Source organism: Kitasatospora sp. LaBMicrA B282 (assembly GCF_050325825.1).
In the GTDB taxonomy this organism is placed as follows: domain Bacteria; phylum Actinomycetota; class Actinomycetes; order Streptomycetales; family Streptomycetaceae; genus Kitasatospora.
Window position 1 is genome coordinate 63,813 of record NZ_JBNQTI010000007.1, and the last position, 26,979, is coordinate 90,791.

General features: G+C 71.2%; 26 protein-coding genes and 2 pseudogenes. 15 read left to right on the forward strand and 13 right to left on the reverse strand.

Going from position 1 to position 26,979, the window contains the following annotated elements:
• Positions 1-96: 96 nt before the first annotated feature.
• Together ACQRUO_RS03835 and ACQRUO_RS03840 are read left to right on the forward strand one after the other, a co-directional pair.
• Positions 97-1,782, forward strand: a complete 1,686-nt coding sequence (locus ACQRUO_RS03835) for an SWIM zinc finger family protein (RefSeq protein WP_428314253.1) — start codon at positions 97-99, stop codon at positions 1,780-1,782.
• Between the two features lie 353 nt (positions 1,783-2,135).
• The gene (locus ACQRUO_RS03840) at positions 2,136-2,441 is read left to right on the forward strand and encodes a hypothetical protein (protein WP_428314254.1); all 306 of its coding nucleotides are present in this window, start codon (positions 2,136-2,138) and stop codon (positions 2,439-2,441) included.
• Positions 2,442-2,445: 4 nt separating this feature from the next.
• On the opposite strand, the gene ACQRUO_RS03845 is transcribed toward ACQRUO_RS03840, so the two are convergent.
• Complete coding sequence (locus ACQRUO_RS03845) at positions 2,446-2,844, reverse strand: FAD-dependent oxidoreductase (RefSeq protein WP_428314255.1); 399 nt, start codon at positions 2,842-2,844, stop codon at positions 2,446-2,448.
• A 338-nt stretch (positions 2,845-3,182) separates the two neighbouring features.
• Entirely contained in the window at positions 3,183-3,416 is a 234-nt protein-coding gene (locus tag ACQRUO_RS03850) for an MMPL family transporter (RefSeq protein WP_428314256.1), read from the reverse strand.
• Between the two features lie 175 nt (positions 3,417-3,591).
• Between ACQRUO_RS03850 and ACQRUO_RS03855 the strand changes: the two genes are divergently transcribed.
• From ACQRUO_RS03855 to ACQRUO_RS03875, 5 genes are all read left to right on the forward strand, one after another.
• Positions 3,592-4,560: a helix-turn-helix domain-containing protein gene (locus ACQRUO_RS03855; RefSeq protein WP_428314257.1), complete on the forward strand. Its 969-nt coding sequence runs from the start codon at positions 3,592-3,594 to the stop codon at positions 4,558-4,560.
• 50 nt (positions 4,561-4,610) lie between these two features.
• Positions 4,611-5,039: an organic hydroperoxide resistance protein gene (locus ACQRUO_RS03860; protein ID WP_428314258.1), complete on the forward strand. Its 429-nt coding sequence runs from the start codon at positions 4,611-4,613 to the stop codon at positions 5,037-5,039.
• A 325-nt stretch (positions 5,040-5,364) separates the two neighbouring features.
• A complete protein-coding gene (locus ACQRUO_RS03865) occupies positions 5,365-6,459 on the forward strand; it encodes a DUF4037 domain-containing protein (RefSeq protein WP_428314300.1) in 1,095 nt (364 codons plus the stop codon).
• A gap of 164 nt (positions 6,460-6,623) precedes the next feature.
• A complete protein-coding gene (gene chrA, locus ACQRUO_RS03870; RefSeq protein ID WP_428314259.1) occupies positions 6,624-7,832 on the forward strand; it encodes a chromate efflux transporter in 1,209 nt (402 codons plus the stop codon).
• A gap of 235 nt (positions 7,833-8,067) precedes the next feature.
• Positions 8,068-8,589, forward strand: coding sequence for a cation transporter (locus ACQRUO_RS03875; RefSeq protein ID WP_428314301.1), 522 nt, complete (start codon positions 8,068-8,070; stop codon positions 8,587-8,589).
• 157 nt (positions 8,590-8,746) lie between these two features.
• Here ACQRUO_RS03875 and ACQRUO_RS03880 read toward each other — a convergent pair whose 3' ends face one another.
• Together ACQRUO_RS03880 and ACQRUO_RS03885 are read right to left on the reverse strand one after the other, a co-directional pair.
• The gene (locus tag ACQRUO_RS03880; protein ID WP_428314260.1) at positions 8,747-10,075 is read right to left on the reverse strand and encodes a hypothetical protein; all 1,329 of its coding nucleotides are present in this window, start codon (positions 10,073-10,075) and stop codon (positions 8,747-8,749) included.
• 518 nt (positions 10,076-10,593) lie between these two features.
• On the reverse strand, positions 10,594-11,064 hold the full coding sequence (locus tag ACQRUO_RS03885) for a MarR family winged helix-turn-helix transcriptional regulator (protein ID WP_428314261.1): 471 nt from the start codon (positions 11,062-11,064) through the stop codon (positions 10,594-10,596).
• A 136-nt stretch (positions 11,065-11,200) separates the two neighbouring features.
• Between ACQRUO_RS03885 and ACQRUO_RS03890 the strand changes: the two genes are divergently transcribed.
• A complete protein-coding gene (locus ACQRUO_RS03890) occupies positions 11,201-11,740 on the forward strand; it encodes a hypothetical protein (protein ID WP_428314262.1) in 540 nt (179 codons plus the stop codon).
• Between the two features lie 613 nt (positions 11,741-12,353).
• Here ACQRUO_RS03890 and ACQRUO_RS03895 read toward each other — a convergent pair.
• Positions 12,354-13,364, reverse strand: a complete 1,011-nt coding sequence (locus ACQRUO_RS03895; RefSeq protein WP_428314263.1) for a DUF5937 family protein — start codon at positions 13,362-13,364, stop codon at positions 12,354-12,356.
• Between the two features lie 102 nt (positions 13,365-13,466).
• Between ACQRUO_RS03895 and ACQRUO_RS03900 the strand changes: the two genes are divergently transcribed.
• Positions 13,467-14,759: an MFS transporter gene (locus ACQRUO_RS03900; protein ID WP_428314264.1), complete on the forward strand. Its 1,293-nt coding sequence runs from the start codon at positions 13,467-13,469 to the stop codon at positions 14,757-14,759.
• 30 nt (positions 14,760-14,789) lie between these two features.
• Here the strand turns inward: ACQRUO_RS03900 and ACQRUO_RS03905 are convergent.
• Together ACQRUO_RS03905 and ACQRUO_RS03910 are read right to left on the reverse strand one after the other, a co-directional pair.
• Positions 14,790-14,906: pseudogene (locus ACQRUO_RS03905) on the reverse strand (hypothetical protein); the annotation flags it as partial.
• Positions 14,907-15,299: 393 nt separating this feature from the next.
• A complete protein-coding gene (locus ACQRUO_RS03910) occupies positions 15,300-15,767 on the reverse strand; it encodes a GNAT family N-acetyltransferase (protein ID WP_428314265.1) in 468 nt (155 codons plus the stop codon).
• 187 nt (positions 15,768-15,954) lie between these two features.
• Between ACQRUO_RS03910 and ACQRUO_RS03915 the strand changes: the two are divergent.
• Positions 15,955-16,510 (forward strand): annotated as a pseudogene (locus tag ACQRUO_RS03915) (DNA-methyltransferase); the annotation flags it as partial.
• Positions 16,511-16,850: 340 nt separating this feature from the next.
• Complete coding sequence (locus ACQRUO_RS03920; protein WP_428314266.1) at positions 16,851-17,291, forward strand: 2-oxo acid dehydrogenase subunit E2; 441 nt, start codon at positions 16,851-16,853, stop codon at positions 17,289-17,291.
• On the opposite strand, the gene ACQRUO_RS03925 is transcribed toward ACQRUO_RS03920, so the two are convergent.
• Both ACQRUO_RS03925 and ACQRUO_RS03930 read right to left on the reverse strand, forming a co-directional pair.
• Positions 17,215-17,955 carry a hypothetical protein gene (locus ACQRUO_RS03925; RefSeq protein WP_428314267.1) on the reverse strand — a complete coding sequence of 247 codons (741 nt, stop codon included), beginning with the start codon at positions 17,953-17,955 and terminating at the stop codon, positions 17,215-17,217. The two genes, ACQRUO_RS03920 and ACQRUO_RS03925, sit on opposite strands and share 77 nt — an antisense overlap.
• A 197-nt stretch (positions 17,956-18,152) precedes the next feature.
• Positions 18,153-19,190, reverse strand: coding sequence for a recombinase family protein (locus ACQRUO_RS03930; protein ID WP_428314268.1), 1,038 nt, complete (start codon positions 19,188-19,190; stop codon positions 18,153-18,155).
• Positions 19,191-19,371: 181 nt separating this feature from the next.
• Between ACQRUO_RS03930 and ACQRUO_RS03935 the strand changes: the two genes are divergently transcribed.
• Positions 19,372-19,989, forward strand: coding sequence for a flavin reductase family protein (locus ACQRUO_RS03935; RefSeq protein ID WP_428314269.1), 618 nt, complete (start codon positions 19,372-19,374; stop codon positions 19,987-19,989).
• A gap of 81 nt (positions 19,990-20,070) precedes the next feature.
• Here the strand turns inward: ACQRUO_RS03935 and ACQRUO_RS03940 are convergent, their stop codons facing one another.
• A complete protein-coding gene (locus tag ACQRUO_RS03940; RefSeq protein WP_428314270.1) occupies positions 20,071-20,496 on the reverse strand; it encodes an SSI family serine proteinase inhibitor in 426 nt (141 codons plus the stop codon).
• 351 nt (positions 20,497-20,847) lie between these two features.
• Positions 20,848-21,480 carry a TetR/AcrR family transcriptional regulator gene (locus ACQRUO_RS03945; RefSeq protein WP_428314271.1) on the reverse strand — a complete coding sequence of 211 codons (633 nt, stop codon included), beginning with the start codon at positions 21,478-21,480 and terminating at the stop codon, positions 20,848-20,850.
• A 113-nt stretch (positions 21,481-21,593) separates the two neighbouring features.
• Between ACQRUO_RS03945 and ACQRUO_RS03950 the strand changes: the two genes are divergently transcribed.
• On the forward strand, positions 21,594-22,337 hold the full coding sequence (locus tag ACQRUO_RS03950) for an SDR family oxidoreductase (RefSeq protein WP_428314272.1): 744 nt from the start codon (positions 21,594-21,596) through the stop codon (positions 22,335-22,337).
• Positions 22,338-22,441: 104 nt separating this feature from the next.
• Here the strand turns inward: ACQRUO_RS03950 and ACQRUO_RS03955 are convergent, their stop codons facing one another.
• Both ACQRUO_RS03955 and ACQRUO_RS03960 read right to left on the reverse strand, forming a co-directional pair.
• Positions 22,442-23,332, reverse strand: coding sequence for an alpha/beta hydrolase (locus ACQRUO_RS03955; protein WP_428314273.1), 891 nt, complete (start codon positions 23,330-23,332; stop codon positions 22,442-22,444).
• A 129-nt stretch (positions 23,333-23,461) separates the two neighbouring features.
• Positions 23,462-24,136 (reverse strand): TetR/AcrR family transcriptional regulator, encoded by a 675-nt coding sequence (locus ACQRUO_RS03960; protein WP_428314274.1) that lies wholly within the window; start codon positions 24,134-24,136, stop codon positions 23,462-23,464.
• Positions 24,137-24,387: 251 nt separating this feature from the next.
• Between ACQRUO_RS03960 and ACQRUO_RS03965 the strand changes: the two genes are divergently transcribed.
• Entirely contained in the window at positions 24,388-25,485 is a 1,098-nt protein-coding gene (locus tag ACQRUO_RS03965) for a mechanosensitive ion channel family protein (RefSeq protein ID WP_428314275.1), read from the forward strand.
• Between the two features lie 59 nt (positions 25,486-25,544).
• Positions 25,545-26,942: a lipase family protein gene (locus tag ACQRUO_RS03970; RefSeq protein WP_428314276.1), complete on the forward strand. Its 1,398-nt coding sequence runs from the start codon at positions 25,545-25,547 to the stop codon at positions 26,940-26,942.
• The last annotated feature ends 37 nt before the right edge of the window (positions 26,943-26,979 follow it).

A 26,979-nucleotide genomic window follows, 5' to 3' on the forward strand; every position in this document is an offset into this window, starting at 1 on the left:
CAGGGTCGGCGGGTGCTTACCGCATGGCGCCTGAAGCCTGGGGTGAAATGGCCGTTTTCTGGAACGCCCCAGGCCTTGTCCGCTTGGATGGGCGCCGTGACGAGCACTGCCGCATTCACTGAGGACGACCTGCGCGCGCTGGCGGGGCCGCGTTCCTTCGACAGGGGCCTGGGCTACCGCGACGCGGTCGACTCGCTCGAGGCGGACGGGCACCGGTTCACCGCCATCGTCCAGGGGACCGATGCCTATGAGGTCGCGCTGGAGGTGGACGAGGAGGACGGGCTGTGGGGGGAGTGCGATTGCCCCTACGGTCTGGACGGCAACTTCTGCAAGCACTGTGTCGCGGTGGGCCTGGTCGCGCTTCAGCGGCGCGGGGAGCTGCCCCGGCTCCGGGCCGAAAGCGAGGCGAGGACCAGCAGCCTGGAATCCTGGCTCTCGTCGCGCTCACGGGATGACCTGCTGGCCCTGGCGCGCGAACTGATCGACGGTGACCGGGACTTGCGCCGACGCCTGGAGCTGCGGGCCGCGACAGCCGGTGCCGACCTGGGGCAGATGCGCGCTCGGATCGCGGACCTGCTCGCGGTGGGCCGCTTCAGCCGCTACGGGTACGTTGAGTACGCTGAGGCCCGCGCCTACGCGGACCAGGCCGGTGAGGCCGTGGCCGCGATCAGCGCACTGACCGACACGGGGCAGGCAGGGCAGGCGGTCGTCCTTGCGCGGGAGGCGATCAGGCTGCTCGGCGAGGCCTCCGACCAGGTGGACGACTCCGACGGACACCTCGGCGGGGTAGCAGCGGATCTCGGCGAGGCGCACCTGGAAGCCTGCCGTGCGGCCTCGCCCGACCCGAGGGAGATCGCCGAGTGGCTGGTCGGTCACCTGCTGGGCGGCCTGAGCCACCTGCCGGAGATCGATCTGGAGGACTACCGCGACATCCTCGCGGAGACGGGGCTCGCGCGGGTGCGGGAACTCGCGCAGGAGGCGTGGCGGCGCAGGCCGTCCGGCTGGGCCGAGAAGAACCTCATGCAGGACCTGGTCAAGGCCGAGGGCGACGTCGACGCGCTGATCGCCGTGCACGCGGCCGACCTCGCCCCCTCCGGCTGGACCCACCTGGTGATCGCGCAGGAACTGGACGCGGCCGGCCGCGAGGCCGAGTCGCTCGAGTGGGCCGAGCGAGGGCTGCGAACCACCGCCGGGCAGGCCCACGTCGACGACCGGCTGCTGGACTACGTCACCAGTCGGTACGTCCGGGCCGGGCGGCTCACCGATGCCGTAGCCGTGCGCCGCGACCGGTCCAACGCAGCGCGCACGCTGGCCGCCTACCGCAAGCTCCGGGACGCCGCCCGGACGGCCGGGACCTGGGACACCGAACGCCCCACGGCACTGGACCTGCTGCGAACCGACGCCGACAACAAACACGGCCGCGCGTGGTACGGCGACGGGCCGGTGTTGATCGACGCCCTGATCGACGATGGTGACCTGGACGCGGCGTGGCAGGCCGCTCCGGGGTGCGCTGGCATGCGGCAGTGGCTGACACTGGCCGACCAGGTCCGCGACAGCCGCCCGGCCGATGCGCTGGAGGTGTACCGCCGCGCCATCGAGCCGCTCAAGCAGGTCACCGGCGACGGCAACTACCAGCAGATGGCCACGCTGCTGCTGAGCGCCCGCACCTGCCACCGGGCACTTGGCACGGAAACAGAGTTCGCCAGCTACCTCGCTGCCCTGCGAGCCGACCAGAAGCGCAAGCGCAACCTCCTGAAGATCCTCGCCGAGAAAGGCCTGTGACATGTCAAAGGACACACTCCCGCCCAGCGCTGCGGTCACCGCGAGCTGATACCGGCAGGCAGCCACGCGGACCCTCCGTCAGCTCTGCCTCCACGGCGTGTCGGCGACGCACGCTTCGCCGGCCTGGCCGAGTAGCAGGGGATCCAGCGCGCAGGGCTTCTGGTTGAATTTCACCCGTTCGTGCCGATAGATGCGGGTGGCCTCGCCCGGATGGCGTCAGCGGATCCATGCTCGGAGCACGGTGTTCGATCGTCGGCCTTCGGGAGGAGGCGTCAGCCGTGGTGATGGGGCGTTCAGCGAGCGAGGGTGCGCACGCCGTGTCCGGTCCCAGGTCAGGCGCTCTGGCCATGTGGGTGCGTGAACGCGGAGGGCCGGCCCAGGCCAAGACGTCCGAGAAGCCGGGGCTTCGGTTCGCGTTCTACGGCCGGGTCTCCACCGAGGACCATCAGGACCCCGCCACCTCGCGTGCCTGGCAGCTGCTGCGCGCCGAGTCCCTGGTCTCCGGCCACGGCCGGATCGTTGCGGAGTTCTTCGATGTCGGCCACAGCCGTTCCCGGCCGTGGGCTCGCCGTCCCGAGGCCGCCCAGCTCCTCGCCGCCGTGGCCGATCCGGACCGAGGTTTCGTGGGGCGGATGACCGCCCGGGTGGCTGTCCCATGAGTGGTCATGCATGGGTTATCAGTACCTCACTTGTCCAGCATTTGGAAGAGGGCATCGTCTGTTCGGGCTGGTGGGAAGTGTACGAATGTATGCGTCGGCATCGCTGTGCCCCCGTTGACTGACTGCAACTGGGGCAGGTGCCGTTGCGGTTGCCGGGGAACGGTATGCGCCGCATGGTGTCGGTCAGGTTCCGGTAGAAGCTGGGGAAGAACCGGAAGCCGTGCTCGCCCGGCAGTCCGGTGGCGGGCATCCGGATGCTGCGAGCCTTGCCGCCGAGCTCGTGACGCTCGAACACTGTGACGGAGTAGCCGTGTTCGGTCAGTTCGAGCGCCGCCGACAACCCGGCCACGCCACCGCCGAGGATCGCAACCCGCCCGCCCTTCGGCTCGGCGCGCAGTCCCATGAAACCCCCTACGCTCTCGTCCCGCGCCGAGCCCCGCCGGACTCGGCCGCACGGTGGATCCCCCGAGCAACAGCGAACCCCCAAAGCGTGCGACTGCCCGCCAGGCGCGCGTAAGGGCGCGTCCTGGGGCGCGAGCGGGCGCTGTACGCCACGGCGCTTACCGCACCGGCGGCACCCCCTCGATGCCGTCTGGGGTTCGGGGGCCCATCGCGTCGTGGTGGGAGCCGGGGACGCCGAAGGGGAACTGCTGTGAACGGTTGCGCCGTCGGGCGCAGCCCTCTCGGTGCCCACCAGTTCGCGCTGCCTGCCAGGGCAACCACGGCGGGTACCAGGAGCGGTCAGACGAGCAGGGCGTCCACGGCCACCGACAGGGCGACGGTGACGCCGATGAGCTTGATCGTGGTGATGCCCGAGGCGGCCAGGCTGAACAGGACGGCGCAGACCACCGTGGCCGACCCGGTGAACAGCGGTGCGGCCGAGACGAGTCCGGTGGCGATGGCGGTCGTGGTGTCGCCGGTGCGGGTGTGCGCCTTGCCCAGTCGAGCACCGGCACGATCTCCACGTCGCCCCACCGGATCTCTTTCGGCGTACCGGGTTCCCTGGTGAACTCCCTGCCCGCAGTCAAACCGTCCGCCGCGCCGGAAGCGGATGGCCGCCGGCTGACCCTGTCGGTAGCGGGCAGCCGGTCGCAGGCTACTACTGCCAGGGGCAGGCTGACCCGGCGCGCGCCGGTCGATACTGGTCCGCATGAACGCCACTACGCACGGGAGTTCGCCGCTCGGGGAGTTCCTGTCGAGCAGGCGGGCCATGGTGACGCCGGCCGAGGTCGGCCTTCGCGAGTACGGGGACCGCCGTCGGGTGCCGGGCCTGCGGCGCGAGGAAGTGGCCCAGCTGGCCGGGGTCAGTGTCCCTTACTACATCCGGCTGGAGCAGGGCACCTCGCTGAACGCCTCGCCGCAGGTGCTCGACGCCCTTGCGGCGGCGCTGGGGCTGGACGAGGCCGAGCGGCGCCACCTGCACGGCCTGTCCGGGGAGGGCCGGGAACGTACCCGACGCCGTCGGCTGCCGGCCGAACAGGTCACCGCCGCGATGCGGCAGTTGATGGACGCCTTCGGGGACGCGCCGGCGGTCCTGCTCGGCCGGCGCTCGGACGTGCTGGCGTGGAACCGTACCGGTCACGCCCTGTTCGCCGGCCATCTGGACCCGGACAGCCCGCACCGGCCGGGCGCGGGGCCCAACACGGCGAGGCTGGTGTTCCTGGACGCGCACACCAGGGAGCTGTACGGCGAGGACTGGCCCCGGAAGGCCAGGGACGCCGTGGGCAAACTGAGGGCGGCGGTCGGCGAGTACCCGGACGACCCGCAGTTGGCGTCCTTGATCGGCGAACTGACCATGGGTAGCCGTCAGTTCGCCGAGCTCTGGGCCGAACACCGAGTCCGTGCGTGGGACCTGGCCGAGTATCAGATGTGCCATCCGCTGGTCGGACCCGTCGACGTGCTCCAGCACTCGATGCCGGTGCCGCGGGCGCAGGGCATCCGCCTCGTCGTGGTCACCGCAGCACCCGGGTCGGCCTCGCAGGCCGCCCTTCAGCTGCTCGCGCACACCGCACACTCCGACGGCCACACCGCGGGGTCGGCACCGCTCACCGGCGTCACGCCATCCCGCCACCGGCGACGCGACGAACCACGCCCGACACCTGACCCAATCGACACCTGACCCAACCGACGCCCCCAGTGAACCCCACCTTCCTCCGAGGGAGAGCACCCATGTCCACATCCACGCTCTACACCACCGCCGCGACCTCGACCGGCGACGGTCGTAACGGCCACGTCCGCACCGCCGACGGCGTCTTCGACGCGGACCTTGCGGTCCCGAAGGAGATGGGCGGCCCGGGCGGCGACCGCACCAACCCCGAGCAACTGTTCGCCGCCGGCTACGCCGCCTGCTTCCACAACGGACTCCGGCTGATCGCCGCCGGACAGAAGACCCCGGTGGCCGGCTCCACCGTCACCGCCGAGGTGAGCCTGCTGGCGATCGACGACGGCCGGTTCACCCTCGCCGTCGCCCTCACCGCCCACCTGCCCGGCCTGGCCCAGGCGACCGCCGACCAGCTCATGCAGGACACCCACCGGGTCTGCCCGTACTCCAACTCCACCCGCGGAAACGTCGAGGTGGCCCTTACCGCCACCGTCTGACCGAGATCGCAGGGGACCGGCGGGCGGAGCTGTCGCTCCACTGCCGGTCCCCAGCCCGTCCCCGAGCGCATCCGTGTCCCCCGCACCGGTCCCGGACGACCACGCAGCACACCCGACAAGGACCGCGCGGACGACTACAAGGAACGCTACGCGGTGGGCTTCGGTATCAACCGGTTGCAAGGGCACCGCGCGGTGGCCACGAGAGACGACACGCTGGCCGTGCGCCACGCCGCTACGGTGCTGATCGCCGCCATCAACGAGGGGCCGTGACCAGGCACGGTGAAAACCGGTGGTCGGGGGACGCGAGGTGCGCGAGAGTGACCGGGTGACGACGTCTGATGCCGAGTTCCTTTCCGGGCGCGCACTGTCGCGCCTCCTCTACGAGGAGGCGGTGCGGCCGATCCTGGAGCGGCTGTGGCCGGGGCTTCCGCATGCGGCCGCTCTGGTGGGTGCGGGGTCGGAGGTCCTGGGGTTCGACACGCCCCGGTCGACCGACCACGACTGGGGCCCTCGACTGCTGCTCTTCCTCACCGCCGCGGACGCGGCCGCGCACGGCACGCGGATCCACCGCGAGCTGGCCGAACGGCTGCCCAAGCAGGTGCACGGCCACCCCACGCACTTCCAGCAGGTCAACGACCGGGTCGGCCACCTGCACCCCACCGACGGCCCGGTGAACCATCGCGTGTTGACGCTGGACACCCGCTCGTGGTTGACCGGGCAGCTCGGCGTCGATCCGACCGCCGCCGAACTCACCGTTCGCGACTGGCTGGCGATGCCGCAGCAGAGCCTTGCCGAGGTCACCGCCGGCGAGGTGTTCCACGACGGTGTCGGCACGCTCAGCGCGGCCCGGCAGCGACTGGCCTGGTATCCGGACCAGGTGTGGCGCTACCTCCTGACCTGTCAGTGGCAGCGGATCTCCCAGGAAGAGGCCTTCGTGGGACGATGCGCGGAAGTCGGTGATGCCCTCGGGTCGGCCGTCGTGGCCGCACGCCTCGTCCGGGACCTGATGCGGCTGTGCCTGCTCCTGGGGCGACGGTACGCGCCCTACGGCAAGTGGTTGGGGAGCGCGTTCGGGCAACTGCCGGTGGCCGAGAAGCTGACGCCGTCCCTCCAGGGCGCTCTGGCGGCAACGGAGTACCGGCAGCGAGCCACGCATCTGTGCAACGCCTACGAGGTCGTGGCCGCGCTGCACAACGAGACCGGCCTGACGGAACCCCTGGCCACGACCTGCCGGCGGTACCACGGTCGCCCCTACCGCGTGCTGTTCGCCGAACGCTTTGCGAACGCGGTGGCGGAGACGGTCACGGACGCGCGACTGCGCCTCCTGCCGCGGATCGGAAACGTCGACCAGTGGGCGGACAGCACGGACCTTCTGGGCTCGCAGGAGCTGCGACACGCCGTGATCGACGCTCTTCCCTGACACGGCTACGGCTTCGCCAGCACGTTCGACACACGGCCCAAGTACACCGACATGGGGGAGCCTGACCGGGCGGACCGGTGAGTGGGCCGTGCGGTGCTGATCCGCGACGGCGGCGACTATGGTGACCGGGGTCCAGAACAGACTGCGTGGTGGGGAAGCGAGCCGTGGCCGGCAGAGCAGCGGAACAGCCCGGGGCCGGGCACGCGCCCGCCGCGCGGCCGTCGGAGCGGTTGCCGCTCGCCGTCATCGCCCGCGAGTGGGGGCGGATCGGCTGCATCGGTTTCGGCGGGCCGCCCGCGCACATCGCTCTGCTGCGGCAGTTGTGCGTCGAGCGGCGCGGGTGGATCGCGGCCTCGGAGTTCGAGGACGGCATCGCCGCCACCAATCTGCTGCCCGGTCCCGCCTCGACCCAGCTCGCCATCTACACCGCCTGGCGGCTGCGGGGCGTCGCCGGGGCGGTGGTCGGCGGGGTCTGCTTCATCGTTCCCGGTCTGGTCCTGATCCTGGGGCTCGCCGCGCTCTTCCTGGCCGCTGGCACCCCAGCCTGGGTGCGCGGCGCGGCTGCCGGCGCCGGGGCCGCCGTCGCGGCCGTCGCCGTCCATGCGGCCTGGGGCCTGGTCCCCGGCAGCTGGCAGCGCACCGGCACCGCACGCGCCGCCCGGGCGCGCTGGATCGGCTACGTGCTCGCCGGGGCCGTCGCGGCGGCGACGGTCGGGCCCTGGCTCGTCCTGGTCCTCGTCGCGGCCGGACTCCTGGAGGTCGCCGTCCGCGCCGGGGGCGGCGCGTCCGGTGCGCGGGCCGGGGCGTGGCCGGTGCCGCTCGCCGCCGCCGCGCCCGCCGCGGGCGGCCTGTTGTCGCTGGCCTGGGTCGCGTTCAAGGTGGGCGCCCTCTCCTACGGCGGCGGCTTCGTGATCATCCCGCTCATGCAGTCCGACGTGGTCGACCACGACCACTGGATGACCGCCGCCCAGTTCCTCAACGCCGTCGCGCTCGGCCAGGTCACCCCCGGGCCGGTCGTGCAGACCGTCGCCGTCGTCGGCTACGCCGCCGCCGGGGTCGGTGGCGGACTGCTCGCCGCGGCCGTCGCGTTCACCCCCTCGTTCCTCTTCGTCGTCCTCGGCGGACGCCACTTCGACCGGCTGCGCGCCAACACCGGCGTCCAGGCGTTCCTCACCGGCGCCGGGCCCGCGGTCATCGGCGCGATCGCCGGATCCGCGATCCCCCTCGCACTCGCCCTCGGCCACGCCTGGCAGTACGTCGTTCTCGCCGGCGCGGCCCTGTGGTTGCTGGCCGCGAGGCGCGGAGTCGTAGCGGCTCTCCTCGGGGCCGGGCTCCTCGGGGTCCTGGCTGCACTGGCGGGCCTGCCCGTCTGACCCAGCAGCCCTCGCCGGGGCCGGCTCAGCGCCCGGCGACCAGGTCAGCACGGCTCGGTAACAGAATCCGCCCCGTAAATCTGAGCCAGCCTTCCCGCGAGTCCCTGCTCCGCCGGGGTTTCGCCCTCGAACACGCGACCCGGAACCGGGGGAGCGGCAGAGGCGGGCACTGAAGCTGATCGGGCTCGGCTTCGGGCTGCTCGGGCTCTACCTGCTCGCACAGTCGACGATCGTCCTGGCCGGCGGCTCCCACCCGCACCACTCACCGCTCGGGATCGCCTGGACCGCCGTCACCGCCGTCGTGATGTTCGCCCTCGCCTTCGGCAAGGCCCGCACCGGCGCCGCCCTGGGCAACCCCGTCCTCAGGACCGAGGGCCGCGTCACGCTCATCGACGGGCTGCTCGGCGCCGCGGTGCTGCTCGGCCTGGTCCTCAACAACACCCTCGGCTGGTGGTGGGCCGACCCGGCCGCCGGCTACGTGCTGGTCTACTACGCGGGCCGCGAAGTCCGCGCGATCTTCTTCGGCGAACACTCAGGACGAGCTGAGGGCGTCGAACATTCTGCACGTCGGCGCGTTCCTGGCCGACCAGTACCGAGCAGGACGGTGCCGTCGCCCCGGTGCACGGCAGTTACCGCGCCGCGGTGGGTTCGTGCCCCGGCCACGATGCCCACTCCCTGGCCCCGGCCGAGTTGCTGGGGATGTGGCCGACGGTGGTCGGCCCAGGGGCCCTGCGCTCGGGTAGCTACGGCGGAGTGACAAGTAGCGCTTTGTAACTGACGTGACGGTGTGTTGTCCCGGAGGCCGCCGGCTCGGACGACGCCGAGATGTGGTGCTGACCAGCGCCGATGGCCGCTGGACGCAATACCGGAGATCAACCTGAATCCCCGGTATTGCGTCCAGAGCAGGCTCAACCTCAGAGGTGCCGGTTCCAGGCCAGCAGCAGCTGGATCAGTGTGTTGCGCGCCGGGACGTCGACGAAGTCCATCACCATGGTCCCGTAGCGGCACGCGGTCGGCGTGGTGAAGAGTGCCAGGTGCTGGGCCACGACGAAGTTGAGACCCATCCCGTCCTTGGTCGCGTAGCCCTTGGGGTACCAGGGGAGCACGGGACCCGATTCGAGGCTGCAGCTGGTGAAGTTCAGGTACCACGCGTGCGGGTTCGTCGCGTGGAGCAGCGCCAGGGCCATGTGGTTCTTCACAAGCCCCCACTTCTCCGCCACGCCGCCGAACCCGTACGAGGTCTTGTACTTGTCCTGGATCCTGAGGGTGTCCCGGCTGCCGACCTTCAGCTCCTGGTACGCCAGGTCGTCCGCCCAGTCATGCACGTTCAGTCCGAAGTCCTGCGGAATGTCCCGTCGCAGCAGTACGACGCATCCCCGCAGGTCGCTCAGCGGCTTGCTGAAGATCTCCGGCCCGTTGTGGTCGACGAGCTTCCCCTGCGGCAGGGTCATGAGGTACTCGTGCAGCTTGCCGTTGATCGGGTCGTCCTTGTAGTTCGGCGGGTCCAGAGGCCGGTTCACGCACAGGACGATGCACTCCGACGGGTTGTCGATGAGGAAGCCCTTGATGACCGGCATGAGGTCCGCGTTGAACCACACGTTCTGGAAGTAGTTCTGGTTGTAGACGCCGAGGTCGTCGAACGTGTCCGGGTTGTAGTCCAGTTGGAGGTCGAAGTAGCGGACTCCGGCCTCGAGCTGTGCCTGGAAGTCCACCTCCTGGCACTGGGTGCCCATCTCGCCGTTGCCGCCGTACGTGCCGGAGTTGTGCGTGCCGGGGAGGTTGATCTCCATCAGGGTCTTGTCCTGGCACTGATCCATCCACCTCCTCATGTCCAGGGCGGGGGTGAGGAAGATGGTCATCCGGTTGTAGTTCGGGTTGTCGTATTCGATCTCCCCCACCTGGCTGATCACCTGCAGTGCGGTGTACTCGTAGCCGCCCTGGTAGATCGGGAGCTCGGGGATGTCGATCGCGTTGATCGCATCCTTCGCGTCGAGCCGGAACACCAGCTGCGTTCCGCCGATGTCCACGGTCATCACGAAGGGTGCGGTGTCGACCAGGTTGGCCCGCTTCAGGACCAGCGGCTGCGCGAGCCGCGTGTCCTTCGCCAGGTGGAGCCCGTCGATGAGGTACTGCGGGTTCCCGTCCTTGCTCGCGTACCAGTCGCCCTCGTCGAGCACCCGCGCGGTGAGCGTCACGTCCTCACCGGTGTTGTTGTAGAAGTCGATGAAGAAGATCCCGGGCATGTGTTCTCCTCTCGAACCGGCTCTTCGTCGCCGGTCGGGCTGGTCCCCCCGGCCATCTCGCCGGCGGAGGACGACACTCGGGACGGCGCGTAAACATCCGCTAAACCACGAGGCCGCGGTCCTCTGGCAGCGCCAATCACCTTCCGTCATGCTCCGGGTGCGCAGTGATGTCCTGCCGGCGTTGCCGAGGAGACCAACCGGCTGTTGGAGACCACCGGGCGGCGCGGCAGCCGCGCCCACTACGACCGTGCAGGCGATGGGCAGTGGACGGCTCCGGGTCCGGGCGCTCGCCCGGCCTCGGAGCCGTACGCCGGCCACCGCCCGAACCCGGCCCAAGTGGCCAGCACGGTTTCCCGGTTGGAGAGCACCTGCGCAATATCACCGCCAACCACAGTCGGTTGCCCGGCCGGGTGGTCATGGCGGGTGGCGTCGCGAGAAGCGGTTGGTGGAACTGAGGCGCGGCCCGCCGCCCTCGGGGTGCCGGGCCGGCAGGCCGCGCGGGTGGGTTCGACGGCGTGTCAGGGTTTGTTCTTCTCCGACGGTTCGGGGAAGCGCTGCGGTGATTGGCCGGCGACGAGCAGTGCGTGCAGCCGTGCCAGGCCGGTGAGGAGTGCAGGGATCTCCTGCTCGCCGGCCCCGGCCTGGGCGAGGGTGGTGCGCAGGCTGTCGTCCGCCCGTGCGGCGCGGCGCTGGGTGGCGGCGGTGCGGACCTCGGGGGTGAGGTCCACCAGGGTGCGTCTCCCGTCGTCCGGGTCGGCTGCGGTGTGGGTCCAGCCACGCGCGGTGAGTGCGCGTACGCCGGTGGAGACGCGGCTCTGGGCGAGACCGGTCCGCTTGGTGATGTCGGTGACGCTGCTGCGACCGTTGAGGGTCAGGTCTTGCAGGACGAGGAACTCGCCGGGGGCGAGGTCGAGCTCGTCGGCGCCCATGTCGGTCAGGGCGATCTCGGCCAGGCGGCGGCCGAGTTGGTAGAGGTCGCTCATCTCCATCTCCCCAAGATACATCCCAGTGGATGTATCTCTCGGAATCAATCTTGACAGATGCATCTTAGAAGATGCATCGTTGGAGATGTAAGTGGGTGTCCGGCTCCCGGATCCACCCCGTCGCAGCCCCCCGGAGGACACCATGAGCGTCAGCGACTACCTGCTCTACACCGGCCTCTTCGTCGCCGTCCTGGTCACCCAGCTCGGCACCCGCCGTCCCGACGCCAAACGGCTGGTGCTGCCGATCGCGATCGTGGCCGGCATCGGCGCCAAGTACCTGAAGGCCATGCCCGGCGGCTCCATGCCACACCTGCTCGAGGCGGCCGGCCTGGCCGCGGGCCTGCTCTTCGGCCTCGCCTCGATCGCCCTGATCAAGGTCCGCCGCGACGAGAAGGACCACCGCCTCGTCACCGTCTCCGGCTGGCCCTACGCCGCGCTGTGGACCCTCGCCCTGGCCCTGCGCCTGGGCTTCGCCTACGGCTCCACCCACTGGTTCACCCACCAGCTGGCGAGCTTCTCCATCGCCCACCACGTCCCGAGCGACACCTACGGCACGGCCTTCGTCCTGATGGTCCTCACGATGATCACCGTCCGCACCGTTGGCGTCATGGCCCGCGCCCGCGCCGCCCGCGCCACCATCGGCTTCGCCGGCCTCCCCCTCGCACGACGCCTCCTGCGGTAGCCGACCCCGGCGTACCAATCCAGGCAGCGCCCCGGCCCACAAGGGCCCGGGGCGCCGTCGCGCGATCCCCGCACGGCTGTGACCGGTCGAGGTACGTGTCACCGGGCGCACCCAGCAACCTGCGCTTGGTCTCGCCGTTGGTCGTGACGGTTCAGATCCGCCCGGACGGTGGTTGCCGGCCTGCCCGCCGCCTGCTGTAGCCGGGGCCGGTGCGGGCGGTCCCGGTCTCGTGCCGAGAACACCTGGTGCTCTCGGCGCCGCATCACCAGCACAGCCGGTGACGTGGTCACCTTCCCCATCGGCGCCAGTCTCGGCCGGCCGGGCGGCGAGCGCCTGCCGCACCGCCGAACGGACGCAGCGTCAGGAGGGCCTGGACGCCGCCGGGGGCGACGTCCAGGTCGAGTTCGTCGAAATCGGCGCCCTGGTCCAGTGCGTGGGGCCGATCGGTCCGCGCCTGGCCGACCAGTCGGCCGGCTTCAGCCTGGGCACCACACCGCCGGCACCGGCGGATCCGGACACCCCGCAGCTGACCTTCTCCGACGGCTACCCGGTGCGCGTCGCGGCGGCCGGGCACGCCCGTTCGACGTACCGGCTGCCTTCATCGACGACAACTTCAGCCCGCAGGCAGCACAATCCCCTCATCACCTCGTGCATCCGCAGCAGCCAGCAGGACCTCCGCCGCCTCGGTGCGGACGTACAGCACGTACCGGCCGCTGCGGTGCGCGTCGACCAGGCCGGCGGCGCGGAGGGCGGTCAGGTGCTGGGACACTCCGCCGGCGGTGATCCCTGTGCGGCGGGCCAGGTCGATCGTTGAGGCGGGCGTGTCGAGTTCGGCCAGCAGGCGGGCCCGGGACCGGCCGATGACCGCTGCCAGGGCCTGTGGGAGGGCGGACCGCCGTTCCCAGAGCGCGGCCACACCGCGCGGCGGATAACGCAGGGTGGGTTGCCAGTTCGGGCTGATCACGGAGAAGACCCGCGGCCAGACGAACACCGACGGAACCAGCAGCAGGCCGCGCCCGCCGAGTTGCCGACTGCCACGGACGTAGTGGTGCCCGACGTACAGGGTGTCCTCGTCCCAGGTCACGCTGGACCCCAGGTCGCCCAGCAACTGGTCCGCCCCGTGCTCGGCGAACAGCCTGGCCCGGTGCAGCACGTCACCTTCCAGCAGGGAACGCATCCGGGGCCAGTACGGTGCGAGGGCGATCTCCCAGTAGGCCGCCACGAGTTCGGCGAGCTCCGCGAGGCCGCGCCGCGGATCGCTGCGCAGCCGGTCGACCCGCTCGGACCGCGGCGCGCGTGGACCGCCGAGGCCGGACCGGACCTGCTCGGGTGGCGTGGCGCGCAGGACGGCCAGCTCGAGTCCCAGATCGGCGACCGCGGTCGTCGGTGGCGGTGCGATGAAGACCGGTATGGCGTGGGGCGGTTCCGGGACCAGGTCGGCGAGCAGACGCCAGTCCAGCCCCGAGGTGGCCAACCGGTTCCCGACCTCGGCGGTCCACGGGCGGTACAGGGGGTGCGCGGCCGAGCGCTTCAACACCCTGACACTGGCGACCACCTCCCACAGCGGCGACACGGCGAACCTCGTGCGGGCCAGGTCGCGGAGGGAGAATGCCAGGTCCAGCACGGTGCAGCCCTTCTGCGGTGGAAGACCCTGCGGCCAACGGGTCAGGATTCAGTACAGCCTAAATTCCTCGCCCGCCGGTCGGCGGGGCGGGAACCTCACTCCATGACCAGCACTGATCTCGCCCACGGGCCAGGCACGGCCGCGCCCACCCTCGATCCATCTCCTTCGGCCCTTCGCAACCCGGGCTTCCGTCTGCTCGTCGGCGCCACCGCGGTGAGCAAGCTCGGCACCGCGGTGAGTTCCCTGGCGATACCGTTGACCGCCGTCCTGGCCCTGCACAGCTCGGCCGGACAGGTCGGCCTGCTGGCGATGCTGAGTACCCTCGCCTTCCTCCTGATCGGCCTGCCGGCCGGGGCCTGGGTGGACCGGATCCGCAAGCGGCCCGTGATGATCGCCGCCGACCTGGCCAGGGCCGCTCTGTTCGGGTCCGTGCCGGCTGCCTGGCTGCTCGGCTGCCTGACGATCCAACAGCTCTACCTGGTGGTCCTGTTGGCGGGCGCGGCCACGGTCTTCTTCGACGTGGCCACGCTGAGCCAACTGCCCGAACTGGTCGGGCGGGACCAGCTCACCCAGGCCAACGCCCACCTGGTGACGGTGGACGCCCTCACCCAGATCGGCGGGCGTAGCGCGGGCGGCTTGCTGGTGGCGCTGCTGTCCGCCCCGACGGCGGTCGTGGTCGACGCGGCCAGCTACCTGTGGTCGGCGATCCTCCTGCTGCGCATCCGCCAGGCAGACCCACGCCCGCAACACCGGCGCGACGCACGTCTCGGCGGCGAGATCCGGGAGGGCCTGCGCTTCGTGTTCGGCCACCCCACCCTGCGGGCGATTGCGCTGGCCGGGGCACTGACGAACCTGTCCATCCAGCTGTGCCAGACCGTGCTGCCGGTGTTGTTCGCCCGTGAACTCGGCCTCTCCGACGGCGTCATCGGCCTGTTCTTCGCGGTCGGTGGTCTCGGAGTGTTCATCGGTTCGATGTCGGCCCGATGGTTGGCCTGCCGGTTCGGCCCCGGCCGGGTGCTGTGGCTGATGGGCCTGGCCGTCGCGCCGTTCGGCGCTCTGCTGGCACTGGCCGATCGCGGACCGGCCCTCTGGTTCGCCGCGGTGGCCTGGCTGATCACCACCTGCAAGGTCGGCATCGACAACGTGATCAAGGTCAGCTTCCGCCAGAACGTGACGCCGGACCACTTGCTCGGCCGGATGAACGCCACCATGCGGGTCCTGCTGACCGGCTCACTCGCGATCGGCGCGGCCCTGGCCGGCCTGCTGGGCGAACTCGCCTCCGTCCGAACCGCGCTCTGGCTCGGTGCCGCCGGGCTCGCCCTGGTCTGGGTGCCGATCTTCTTCTCCCCACTGCGCACCCAGCGCGAGCTGCCCGGCCCCGACACCCCGCGGTGAACAGATGCCCTCCCAGCCGACCCCGAGAGCCTCCAGCTGCCCGAGCTGCTCCTCGCTGAGCTTCGCCCGGCGGGCCTTGGTGTCGTTCAGCCAGGCGTCCAGGGGCTGTCCCTCAGCGGTCCTGTGCGCCCGCGGAACGCGGGCGTGGCCCTCCCGCTCGACCGCTCGACGAGGGCCGTCAGCGCCGCCAGATGGAGCTGGAACCGGTCCGCCCTCGACACCTTCGGCTTCGCCTCGGCGGCCTGCTTCGCGGCCACCAGCTCATGGTCCGTGTCAGCGGAATGGGCGTCAGCCATGGATGTCCGGGGCGTGGGGCCGTTTGAGCTGGGGCTTTCTGCCAGTGCTGCGGTGGATCACGGCTGTCACGGGGTGACCGTGCGGCGCTGCCGTGCGGGTGCCCCGGCGCCGGCCCTGGCGGTCCCGCTGACGGCCGCTCAGACCCGTCCGAGCCCGGCCGGTCCCTGCGGCGCGGAAGGTGTCCGCACTCGCTGATGGTGGGTAGCGGGTAGGGCGGTGAGCTGGGGGTTGTTCGGCGTCGTCCTACAGGACGAACTTCATCCGCGGAGCCGAGGTCAGCGCGAAGCCGAGCTTGTCATAGAGCCGCTTGCCGTCCGGGGTGGCGCTCAGGTCAACGCGGTCGGCGTCGATGGACCGGGCCCAGCCCAGCACGTCGAGGACGAGCGCCTTCCCGTAGCCGTGTCCCCGGTGTTCGGGCAGGGTGATCAGGTTCGCGAGACGCACGGTGCGCCCCTTGGTGCACTGAGGGTTGGGCACACCGAGTTCCAGGGTGCCGATCGCCGTGGCGACGATCGCACCGTCGACCTCGATCACGGGCAGGCGTGCATGGTCCGGGTCGTCGACGAAGCGGGCGAACCACTGGGCTGCGTGACCTCTCCACGGTTCGTGCACGTCTGCGTCGTCATCGAACAACAATCCCCACAGGCGCAGCAGCGCCTCACCGTCGTGTGTGGTCGCGGCACGAAGGTGGCCGCTGTTCGTGATCGTCACGACGTCATGCTCGCATGGGCCGCATCCTTGACGCAGCTCTATTGTTGCGCGTGCTCGACCACCGCGGTCCTGGAGCGGGCACCGGTTTTCCGTGCGGCGGTGCCGGGGCGGGCAGTCGACGGCTGTCTCGCCGGCACTGGTCTGATCATGGGCAGCCTCGGCCGGCGGCCAGGCTCGGCGGATGTGCTCCGCCCACGACCTGAAGACCTTCCCCGGCGAGAAACCGCGACCAGCGCGCCTACCGCTTCTGGCTCACCGACCTGCTCACCGAGTCCTACCGGACCTCCACCGAGCACTCGGTGGCGATGGTCTTCTCCGACTGGCGCCAAGGAGCCCACCACGAGCGACGTGCTCCAGATGGCCGGCTGGACCTGGCAGGGCACCATCCCGTGGATCAAGCCCGCCAGCCGGCCCCGCAAGGCGGCTTCAAGCAGTCCGCAGAGTTCATCATCCGGGGAACCAAGGGCACCCTCGACCACAACCGGGACCTCTACCTGCCCGGCCACTTCATCGCCTCCCAGCCCCGCAAGGACCGCCTCCACATCACCCAGAAGCCACTGGAGATCATGCAACAGCTCGTCCGGATCTGCCCCGAGAACGGCACCGTCCTCGACCCCTTCACCGGCAGCGGCTCGACCGGCGTCGCGGCCCTACGCGAAGGCCGGCGATTCGTCGGCGCCGAACTCTCGCCGCACTACGCGGACGTGGCCGAACGGCGACTGCGCGCCGAGCTCACGGAAGATCACGCTCGCCACGTTCTGCAGCCGCCGGTAAGCGATGTAGTGCTTGAGGACGACGGTCTCCACCTCGCCCGACGCGGTGAGCACCTCGTCCGGCTCGCCGTACAGATCCCGGAGGCACTATGGGGCGCGTCCCTGGGCTCGTTCACCCACGGGCAGAGCCCCCAACTCCACGGTGTGCTTCGGAACTTCCTCGCCCACCTGGGCTTCTCCGCGCAGAGCGAGCGCGGCCTGATGGTCTCGGCGGTGCGCGAGACGCCCAGCAGCTGACCGCCGAGCAACGGGCGCCGAGCTAGGCCGGTTGAGGGCTGCCGCGCGGGCCGGTTCGCTCGCCTCGGCTGCGTTGACCGGTGGAACCTTCACCCTCGACAACTACGGCGTCTTCGGCGTGGACGGACCCAGGCCGACCCTCAACCGCCCGAAGGCGACAATGCTCGAGGTGGGCCGGATCGTCGCCGAACCAACTTTCCAAGACGACGAGTTGGCGGTCCGTCAGGTCGAGCAGCTGACGTTCACCTTTGACCACCGGGTCTGCGACACCGCACTTCGGCGGGCGGGTTCCTGCGCTTCGTCGCGGACTGCCTGGAGCGGCCCGGATGCTGCTGCGGCAGGTCTGACCGGAGACGGAGACGGAGACGGAGACGGGCGGTGTGTGGCGAGGTCGTCGCTGCCGCCGCCCGCGAGTGCTGTGCAGGGGGCTGCCGGGCTCAGTCCCCGCTGCCGCTGTAGGTCGCCGAGCAGCCGTCGATGCCGCTCTTGCCGAAGGTGGCCTGGCAATCGGTGACCTGGTATCCCGTCAGGGTCACGCCGGCGTCCTGGTACGAGTTGTCGAACGTTCCCTGCGGGGAGTCGGGGGTCTTGGGGGCGGTGTAGACATACATCAGCTCCGGACTGGCTCCGCCCGGGATCAAGGTGGACACCGCCGGATTCTCGGACCCGGTGACGGACGTGTTGCGGCACGCGTAGGCCGGCGAGGTCATGGTCAGTACCAGACCCTGCTCGGCAGGCCAGGTGAAGCCGTTGACGGCCGGGAAGTCCGTCGACACATCGATGACCACGGCACGAAGCGCCAGCTGGCTCGAGGCGGTTGCCTGGTTGTTGTTGAACCCGATGATGCCTTGGCAGTCCGGGAACACCTGCGACATGGAGACATCCACGGGAGCGTGCCACTGCAGGTACACGGTGGCCTTGAAGCCGCCCTGTCGGGTGACTGTGAAGCTCGTGTACTTCACGGTCGGCCCCCAGCCGACGGGGCTGGGGGCGCCGGTCGGGCCGCTGGGCGTAGCGCCCGGCGCCACCGCCGTGGATGTGGGCATGGAGGTCGCCGGGGGCGGCGTCGGAAGGTCGAAGGTCGGTGCCGATGCGGCTCCGCCGGAGATCGGCGCCGAACTGCAGGCGGCCAGGGCCAGGACTCCCAACAGGGCGGTGGTGATCCGTGGTGTACGCATGGCACTTCCCGTCGACATACCGTTCGCCGATTACTGCTTGTGCTGCAGTGGTTGGAAACCGTAGCCACGTACGTGCCGGTAAGCGGGCAACGCGGCAGGGCTGTGGCCCAAGCGTGACAGAGCGGGGGCGCCCCCGGTCCTTGCCCGACTGCCCCGCCAGGTTGCTCGGTCAGTGCTCGCTGGACATGGAAGACATCTCATTTGGACGACTGAGTAGGCTTCGCTGGTGCTGATTGTGGAGCGCTTGGTGCCGGATGAGCTGTGGGAGCTGTTCCAGTTGGTGGTTCCGGCTGCACCGATAGCCGCAGCCGCCGTGAGCAGAGGGCGGGCAGCGGTAGTAGCGGTTCCTGCCCCCCGTTGGCTTTGTGGCCCACGAGGCCGCGTTCGCAGTGTCCGCAGCGAAGGATGCCCGAGAGCTCGTACTTGACGGCAATGGCCGGACGGTGGGTTCCCGGCGCGAGGCCTCGCTTCTGGCGGCGGAGCTGGAGCTCGAACTGCACCCGGGACCAGGTCTTGGGGCTGACGATGGCTTTCCAGGTGCCGGCGAGAGGGCGACCGTCGTCGAAGAGCACCCTCGACCACCCGTCCCACGCCGTGGCGGCATCGACGCGATGCTTGCCGGAGTAGGAGACGAGCCCGGCGTAACGGGGGTTGCGGAGCATCTTGTTGACCATGGTGGAGGACCACTGCTTCGCCGCAGGAGGTGTGACGCCGTGTTGGTTGAGCTGGATGGCGATGGCGTAGGCGGTCTCGCCGGTGAGGCAGGCCTTGAAGATGTCGGCGACGACCTTCGCCTCGCCCTTCAGCAGCTGCCCCTTCTCAGGGCCTTTGCGGATCCAGCCGTAGGCGATGCGTCCCTGGATGCCGCCGTCCTGGGCGGTGGCGAGGTGCATGCGGGCGACGCGGCGGGCGGTGTCCTCGGAGGACTTGAGGGCCATGATGCACATCATGCGGGCCATGTGGCGGTCGTTGTCGTTGATGAGGTTCATCCGGCCGCCGGTGGCGCCGACGACCGGGCGCTGGGTGTGCTCGACGATGTCGATGAGGTCTTCGAGGTCGCGGGGCTGGTGGGCCAGGCGGTCGAGGTCGTAGGAGATGACGCCATCGATCACTCCGCCGGCCAGGTCGGCCAGGAGGCGGCGGAACTCGGGGCGGATGACGACCCAGTTCACACTGCCGTCGCTGCGGGTGATCTTGCGCTTCTTGAAGGCCGAGGTGTCGGTCTCCTTGTACATCTTCGCGAACCGGCCCCAGCACAGGCGCCGCGGGTGTCCTCGGCGTCCTCCTGCTGACGGTCGACACCCGCTTCGAGCCCGAACCGGTCGGAGGAGATGCGCAGGTACACGCCGGGACGGCGCGGGACGAACTTGGACAGCTCGTCGTACAGGTTCAGGGTGGCCCGGGATACTGGGCGGCATGCGCGTTGACTTCGATCCCCAGGCCATGCCCACCCAGGACGTCTACCGGCTGCTCACCGCGGTGGTGGTGCCGCGGCCGATTGCCTGGGTGTCCACGGTCAGTTCTGATGGTGGTACAGCAAACCTTGCACCGCACTCGTTCTTCACCATCTCCAGCATCCGGCCGCCGATCGTCCAGTTCACCTCGGTGGCCAGCCGGGACTCGCTGCGCAACGTCCGGGAGACCCGGGAGTTCGTGGTGAACCTGGCGCCGGAGCCGTTGATGGCCGAGGTCAACGCCTCCGGCGTGGACTTCCCGGCCGAGGTGGACGAGTTCGCGGCGATCGGGCTGGCCACCGAGCCGTCGTTGCTGGTCAAGCCGCCCCGGGTGGCCGCCTCCCCGGTGGCGTTGGAGTGCCGGCTGCACAGCACCATCACGCTGGGGGACGGGACCCTGGTGCTCGGCGAGGTGGTGCACGCGGTGGTGGACGAGGCGGTGCTGGTCGACGGCCACCCGGAGATCGGTCTGCTGCGCCCGCTCTCCCGGCTGGGGCGCAACGAGTGGGGGACCACCGTGGAGGTGGTCCCGGTGGACCGGATCAGCTACGCCGACTGGTCCCGGGGCGAGCGCGGCTGAGGCTGCCCGGCGCGGCGGTGGCCGGCGCCCGGTGGCCGGGCTCCGGCGTCTGGCCTCCGTCGCCTGGCGTCCGGCGTTCCGTCAGAAGTCGAACAGCTCGCCGGTGGCACGCAGCATCAGGCACCGGTTGTCGTAGGTCTGCTGGTAGGAGACCGGCTGCCCCTGCCAGATGCCCTCGGCGAGCACGGTCACCGGCTGGTGGACGTTCATGCAGAAGGTCTGCAGCGTGGGGGTGGCCGTCAGGGACCCGGCCGAGGTCCGCAGGTTGTCGCACGCGGTCGCGGCGGCGGGGTGGTCGCCACCCGTGACGGGGTTGCAGAGCAGCAGCACCGAGCGGGCGTTGGTCAGCGCGTCCGGCGTTCCGTCGGCGACCGTCATCACCAGCGCCGTTGGCGCGTCGGAGCTGCGGGACGGTGCGGCGAGCGCCTGCGGGCCGGCGAGCGCGGCGAGGCACGCCGCTGCGCCCAGGACGGCGGCGGCCTTCGCCGATGTGCGGATACGACTCATCGGGATCACTCCTTGGCTCGGACGGGTTCGGTCGGGCCGCCGCACCGTGGCGCAGCGGCCGCGCCGACCCTCGCACAGCCCGCCGGGTGGGCGCAGCCCGAGCACCTGCGAACCGGTTACGTCATGGACATGCCTGGTGGCTGAAAGTAACCGACGCGTGCCCGCTGCGCGGTCGGCCGACGACCTGGTACGGCTCCGTCCGATCAGCGGAGTCGCGGGCGGCTCGGCGGGCCTCGACCGCCCACGGCCGCGCACCCGTCCCATGCGTGGACCCCGAACGGGACACCCGACAAGAGCCGAGAACCGACGCCTGCGGTAGGCCGGACAGGGGGCATCGCCGGGCGGCGGGACTCAGCCGGCCGCCGGCGGGGTGGTGGGGAGCAGGGCGCGCACGAGCCGGCGCGCCGTGGTCCGGTCGAGGGGGGCGCACTCGAGGATGAACCGGTACCAGAACAGGCCGTAGATCTGGTCGACCATCAGGTCCAGGTCGGTGTCCGGGGCGAGTTCGCCGCGGGAGCGGCCGCGGTCGAGCAGGTCGTGCAGGGCTGCGCGACGGCTGGCGGTGTAGGCGCGCATCAGGTCGGCGAGGTGGGGGTCGCGGGCGGCTTCGCGCACCAGGGTGCGCAGGGCGGGGGCGGTGCCGGGGTGCTGGGCGGCGTCGAAGGTGCTGGTGACGAAGGCGAGCAGGTCCGCGGGCAGGGCGCCGGTGTCGGGGTCGGCCACGTCCTGGGCGGCTCGGTGGGTGAGCGCGTCCAGCAGCAGGGCGCCCTTGGAGGGCCACCACCGGTAGACGGTCTGCTTTCCGATGCCGGCGGCCCGGGCGATGGCATCGATGCTGACGGGTGCGCCGTCGCCGTGCGCCAGCAGGTCGAGGGCGGCGTCGAGGATCGCCTGGTGGGCGGCTTCGTTGCGGCGCCGGCCGGTGTGCGGGCGGTTCGTGCCGGCCGGGGGGTGCGAACTGCCCGGCGGTTTGGTCGTGTCCACGTTGGCGCCTCTCCCTGCCCTGGTCCGTCGTCCTGTTCCCGCTTGACAAGACTAGCAGTCTCGACAACCATGATTGACGGAACTCACAGTCTCGGTAAGTTGAGGGGCACATCATGAGCAGCTCGGGATCCGTCTTCGCCGGCCAGGTCGTCGTGGTGATGGGTGGCAGCTCCGGCATCGGCGAGGCGGCCGCCGCGGCGTTCGCCGCCGACGGGGCGGAGGTCGTGGTCACCGGCCGTAGCCGGGAGCGCCTGGACCAGGCCGTGACGCGGATCGGTGGCGCGAGCCGCGGCCACTGCGTGGACGCGACCGACCAGGCCGGCCTGGACGCCTTCTTCGCCACGGTCGGCACCGTCGACCACCTGGTCGTCGCGGTCAGTGGCGCGGTGGGCGGCGGGCCCTTCGCGGACCTCGACCTGACCGACCTGGCAGCCGGGTTCGACGCGAAGTTCTGGGCCCAGGTGCGGGTGGTGCAGACCGCGCTGCCGCACCTGCGCAAGGACGGGTCGGTCACGCTGATCACCGCCGCCTCCGCCCGCGCCGCCTTCCCCGGCACCGCGGGTCTGGCCGCCATCAACGGCGCACTGGAGGCGATGGTGCCGCCGCTGGCCGTCGAGCTGGCGCCGTTGCGGATCAACGCGGTCTCGCCCGGTGTGGTGGACACGGCGTGGTGGGACCGGGTCCCGGCCGAGCAGCGCCGGGCACTCTTCGACGGTCTGGCCGCCACCACCCCGGTGGGCCGGGTCGGCCGACCGGAGGACCTGGCGTCGGCGATCCACCTGATGGCCGCGAACACCTTCATCACCGGGGTGGTTCTGGACTGCACCGGCGGCGCGAACCTGGCCACCGGTCGCTGACCGGCCCCGGCCACCGGTCGCCGACCGGCCGAGCCGCCGGCTGCCGACCGGCCCCGGTCACCGGTCGCTGACCGGCCGCTCGCCGCGGGCCCGGCCGGCGGGGCTCAGAGGTGCTTGCGCAGGAAGGCCAGCTCGGCCTCGACGGCTCGTTCGTGCATCGTCGTGAAGGGTGCGTAGTGTCCGCCCGGGAGCAGCACCAGCTCCGCGTCGGGTGCCTGGCGCGCGACGCGAACGGCGGGTGCGGCGAGGGCGGACCGGTCCTGCTCGCAGGCGAGGACGAGCAGCGGGACCCGGATCCGGGGCGCGTCGCGCCCGGGCCGGTAGCAGGCCAGCGGGAGCGTCGAGCGGGCGGCGATGGCCTGCTGCCACTGCGGGTACCTGCCGTGGGGGTCGAGCGGGGACGGCTGGGCTGCGGCGTCCGGCGTGGTCAGCACCGCGACGGTACCCGGACGGCCGGCGAGCGGCACCAGGAGGGGGTCCCGGCCGAGCCGGCCGCCGAGGGCATCGAGGAGACCTCGGCCGGTGAGGCGGCCCATGGCGAGCGGTGTCTGATGGCGCATCGCGTTGCGCGCCGCAGCCGGACCGTCGGCGGTCGGCGTCTGCGCGATCACTGCCGCGAGCTGCGGGTTGCGCGCCGCGACCCGCAGCACGTGACCGCCGGCCAGCGAGAAGCCCCACACGGCGAGCCGGGCCGGGTCGACGCCGGGCAGGGTCGGGGCGAACGCGATCGCGGCCTGCCAGTCCGCCAACTGGTCCTTGATCCGGCCGAGCTGGCGTGGCGTGCCACCGCTCTCGCCGAAGTGACGGTGGTCGAAGGCGAGGACGTGGAACCCGGCTTCGTGGAAGCGCCTCGCGAACGGATCGGTACCCGGCTCCTTGGTCACGCCGAGGCCCGCGGCCATGATCACGCAGGCCGGGCCGGTGCCCGGGTAGTGCCAGGCGGCGCAGTCGGTGTCGCCGCTGGTGAAACGGACCTTCTCCCGTGGTGCGGACATCCGTGTCTCTCCCCCCGGAACGGACGGGCTGGACTTGCTGCTCCAGAAAAAGTGAACCATGTGGTTCACATCCTGTCCATGCGGCGGCACGGGCAGCCGTGCCGCGCCCGCCGAGCGGGCCGCGGGCGGCTACCCTTGGTCGGCCTCCTCCCGCTCCAGCGCTCGGACCAGGGCCGCGAAGCCGGCGTCGATGCCCTCGACATCGCCGCTGGTCACCAGCTCCACCAGCAGGCCGCGGAGCGCCGCGAGGACCAGCTGACTGACCTCGAACTTCCGTCGCTCGGGCCAGGAGAGGGGGCAGAAGGACAACAACACGGGCAGGTACTGCGCCGACGCCGTGCGGGCGAGCTCGGCATGCCGCACCGGGTCGTACATCGCCAGACCGATGGCCTGGTCGAGCACCCGCAGGCCCGACTCCGCACCCGTCAGGACCGGCCACACCGCGCGCACCCGGTCGGTGAGCGTCCGCAGCGCCGGATCCGCGGCGACCGCGGCCAGGGCGTTGCCGACCCGCCGTTCGCGCAGCAGCAGGACCGCCTGCCGCAGCAGGTCGTCGGCCCCCTCGAAGTGGTAGAGCAGCACCTTGTGCGTGGTGCCGGCCGCCCGCGCCGCCCGCCGGAGCGAGAAGTCCGGCAGCCCGTTGACCGCCAGGTCGTCGGCGACCCGGTCCAGCAGCTCCCGGCGCCTGGCCTCGCCGCGCGGGGAGCCGGTCGAGCGCCGGTAGCCCGCGCGTTCCGGGGCGCTGCCGTCGGCGGGGTCGGTGGCGGCGACGGGATCGGTGGAGCCGGTGGCGAACGTGTCCATCGCGACATTTTCCATGGTCGAGGGCCCGCGGTGCGGGACCGGTTCGGGAAGACGTGCACGAAACGGAGAGGTCTCGTGACTTTCGACCGGCCGGGCATCGCCCGAAGCGACCCGGGTAAGGGACCGGGGCCCGTACACCGCCTCGCGACGAAAGGACCGTTGATGGTCGCCTCCAGTGCTGTCCTGCTCGATCCGAGCCGCGTGGTCAGGTCGACCGAGCGGTCCGGTGGGGCCGGACCGGGTCGCAACTGATGGTGGACGGCTGGACCCTGGTGCGCCTCCTCGCCACCGCCGCGGGCGCACTCGCCACCGCCCGGCTGGCCGGCCTGCTCGCGGAGCGACTGGCCCGCCGCCTGCCCGCACGGCACCTCGACAGCACGCCGTTCACGCTGGTCCGCCGCTGCCGCGTCCCGCTGCTCGCCACCCTGACCTGCGCGCTGCTGCTGGTGGGCGAGCCCTGGGTGCGGCTCGCACCCGCGACGGGCGGTGCCGTCCGGCACACCCTGCTGCTGCTCACCATCGCCAGCTCCGCCTGGCTCTCGGCCCGGTTGTCCACCCTGGTGATCGACGCCAGCGTCCGGGTCACGGTCCGTCGGCGGGATCCGGACCTGGTCCGGCGGGCCCGGACCCAGGCCGGCATGCTGCGCCGGCTCTGCCAGGCCGTGATCGCGCTGGTCGCCCTCGGCTCCATGCTGATGACCTATCCTGCCGTCCGGGCCCTGGGCACCAGCCTGCTCGCCTCGGCGGGACTGGCCGGCGTGGTGGCGGGCGTGGCCGCGCAGAGCACTCTGGCCAACCTGTTCGCCGGCATCCAACTGGCCTTCGGCGACATGGCCAGGATCGGCGACGTCGTGGTGGTCGGCGGCGAGTGGGGGACCGTCGAGGAGATCACCCTCACCTCCGTGGTGATCGCGACCTGGGACCAGCGGCGGATCGTCATGCCGGTCTCCTACTTCACCAGTCACCCCTTCGAGAACTGGTCGCGCCGCGACCCGGCCATCACCGGCACCGCCCTGCTGCACCTGGACCACAGCACGCCGGTGGCCGAACTGCGCCGCGAGTTCGAGGCGTTGCTCGCCAAGAGCGAGCTGTGGGACGGCGTCGGCAAGGCGCTGCAGGTGGTGGACACCACGCCGAGCACCATCGTCGTCCGGGCCCTGATGACCGCCCGCGACGGCGGCGCCGCCTTCGAACTCCGTTGCCAGGTCAGGGAGCACCTGATCGCCTTCCTGCGCGAGCACCACCCCTACGCGCTGCCGCGCCTCGGCGTGGCCGCCGCACCGGGCAGCGGTCCGGCGGGCGGTACCGGGCCGGTCGGCAGGGGTGGCTCTGTACAGGCTGGTTACTGATTGGTAACTTGATCTCCCGTCACCTGATCCGCATCTCACCGTCACGGGGGAAGCAAGCCATGAGAAAGCTCGCCGCCCGGCAGCTGGCCACCGCATTCGTCGCCGCGCTGGCCGTCACCGCCACCCCGGTGGCCACGGCCGTGGCCGCGCCCGCCACCACCTCGGCGGTCACGGCGCAGGACCCGTTCTACCGCTACGACGGCAGCAGGCCGCTGTCCTCCTACGAGCCCGGAACGGTGCTGAGGACGCGGACGCTGACCTACCACGTCGAGGGCATCCCGACGCCGCTGACGGCGGTCCAGCTGCTCTACCGCACGACGGACGCGCAGGGCCGGCCGACCGCCAACGTGACCACGGTGGTGCGCAGTCTGCGGGGCGACGGCAGCAAGGCGGTCTCCTACCAGTCGTACTACGACTCGCTCAACCCGGCCGACGCGCCGTCCCGGGCCATCGCCGGTGACGTCACCCTCGGCGGTGTCCTCGCCAACTCCGAGAACCTCTTCCTGGCACCGCTGCTGCTGCAGGGCTACAACGTGATCATCCCCGACACCGAGGGCCAGACCGCCGACTTCGCGGCCGGCCCGGAGTACGGCACCGACACGCTGGACTCGATCCGCGCCGCGACCCGGCCGTCCTCGGACGGCGGCGCCGACACCAGTAGCGGCACGAGCAACACCGGTACGAACGTCGACACCGGCATGAGCACCGACACCCGGATCGGCCTGCTCGGCTACTCGGGCGGTTCCATCGCCACCAACTGGGCGGCCGCCCTCGCGCCCGCCTACGCACCCGACGTGAACGCACGGCTGGTGGGCTTCGCCGAGGGCGGCCTGCTCGTCGACCCGGCGCACAACCTCAGCTACGTCAACGGCTCCCTGCTCTGGTCCGGCGTCATCCCCATGACCATCCTCGGGATCGACCGGGCGTACGACAGCGGCCTCAAGTCCTACCTGAACAGCTACGGCCTCTCGGTCTACGACAAGCTGGAGCACGGTTCGCTCTTCGACGCCCAGGGCCACTACCCCGGGCTGACCTGGCAGAAGATGATGAAGCCGCAGTACGCCGACCCGGACTCGGTGCCCGCCTTCGTCAGCGCCGCGAACAAGCTGAACCTCGGTTCGGCCGCCACCCCGACCGTGCCCGGCTTCCTGGCCGAGGGCAACCAGGGCCTCACCGAAGGCACCCTCAACGGCCCCGCGGGCATCGGCAGCGGCGACGGCGTCATGGTCGCCGGCGACGTCCGCGCGCTCGTCCGGCAGTACTGCGCCACCGGGAACCAGGCGATGGAGTACCGGCAGTACGACCTGCTCAGCCACGTCGCCACCTCCCCGGTCTGGGCGCCCAACGCGATGGCCTGGCTGAACGACCGCTTCGCGGGCCGACCGGCGCCGTCCGACTGCGGCCGCATCCCGGCGGGCAACTCCCTGGCGCCGGAGCAGTCGACGTCGACGTCCTGACGTTGTGCGGGCGCGGCCGGCAGCGGGCCGTTGTGCG

Excerpts from the sequence above, each read along its gene's own strand:
- ACQRUO_RS03965 (WP_428314275.1), top strand. The coding sequence starts at position 24,388 with ATGGTGGACGGCTGGACCCTGGTGCGCCTCCTCGCCACCGCCGCGGGC.
- ACQRUO_RS03930 (WP_428314268.1), bottom strand. The coding sequence starts at position 19,190 with ATGTACAAGGAGACCGACACCTCGGCCTTCAAGAAGCGCAAGATCACC.
- ACQRUO_RS03940 (WP_428314270.1), bottom strand. The coding sequence starts at position 20,496 with ATGAGTCGTATCCGCACATCGGCGAAGGCCGCCGCCGTCCTGGGCGCA.
- ACQRUO_RS03900 (WP_428314264.1), top strand. The coding sequence starts at position 13,467 with ATGACCAGCACTGATCTCGCCCACGGGCCAGGCACGGCCGCGCCCACC.
- ACQRUO_RS03955 (WP_428314273.1), bottom strand. The coding sequence starts at position 23,332 with ATGTCCGCACCACGGGAGAAGGTCCGTTTCACCAGCGGCGACACCGAC.
- ACQRUO_RS03880 (WP_428314260.1), bottom strand. The coding sequence starts at position 10,075 with ATGCCCGGGATCTTCTTCATCGACTTCTACAACAACACCGGTGAGGAC.
- ACQRUO_RS03885 (WP_428314261.1), bottom strand. The coding sequence starts at position 11,064 with ATGGAGATGAGCGACCTCTACCAACTCGGCCGCCGCCTGGCCGAGATC.
- ACQRUO_RS03935 (WP_428314269.1), top strand. The coding sequence starts at position 19,372 with ATGCGCGTTGACTTCGATCCCCAGGCCATGCCCACCCAGGACGTCTAC.
- ACQRUO_RS03960 (WP_428314274.1), bottom strand. The coding sequence starts at position 24,136 with ATGGACACGTTCGCCACCGGCTCCACCGATCCCGTCGCCGCCACCGAC.
- ACQRUO_RS03925 (WP_428314267.1), bottom strand. The coding sequence starts at position 17,955 with ATGCGTACACCACGGATCACCACCGCCCTGTTGGGAGTCCTGGCCCTG.
- ACQRUO_RS03970 (WP_428314276.1), top strand. The coding sequence starts at position 25,545 with ATGAGAAAGCTCGCCGCCCGGCAGCTGGCCACCGCATTCGTCGCCGCG.
- ACQRUO_RS03890 (WP_428314262.1), top strand. The coding sequence starts at position 11,201 with ATGAGCGTCAGCGACTACCTGCTCTACACCGGCCTCTTCGTCGCCGTC.
- ACQRUO_RS03860 (WP_428314258.1), top strand. The coding sequence starts at position 4,611 with ATGTCCACATCCACGCTCTACACCACCGCCGCGACCTCGACCGGCGAC.
- ACQRUO_RS03855 (WP_428314257.1), top strand. The coding sequence starts at position 3,592 with ATGAACGCCACTACGCACGGGAGTTCGCCGCTCGGGGAGTTCCTGTCG.
- ACQRUO_RS03950 (WP_428314272.1), top strand. The coding sequence starts at position 21,594 with ATGAGCAGCTCGGGATCCGTCTTCGCCGGCCAGGTCGTCGTGGTGATG.
- ACQRUO_RS03845 (WP_428314255.1), bottom strand. The coding sequence starts at position 2,844 with ATGGGACTGCGCGCCGAGCCGAAGGGCGGGCGGGTTGCGATCCTCGGC.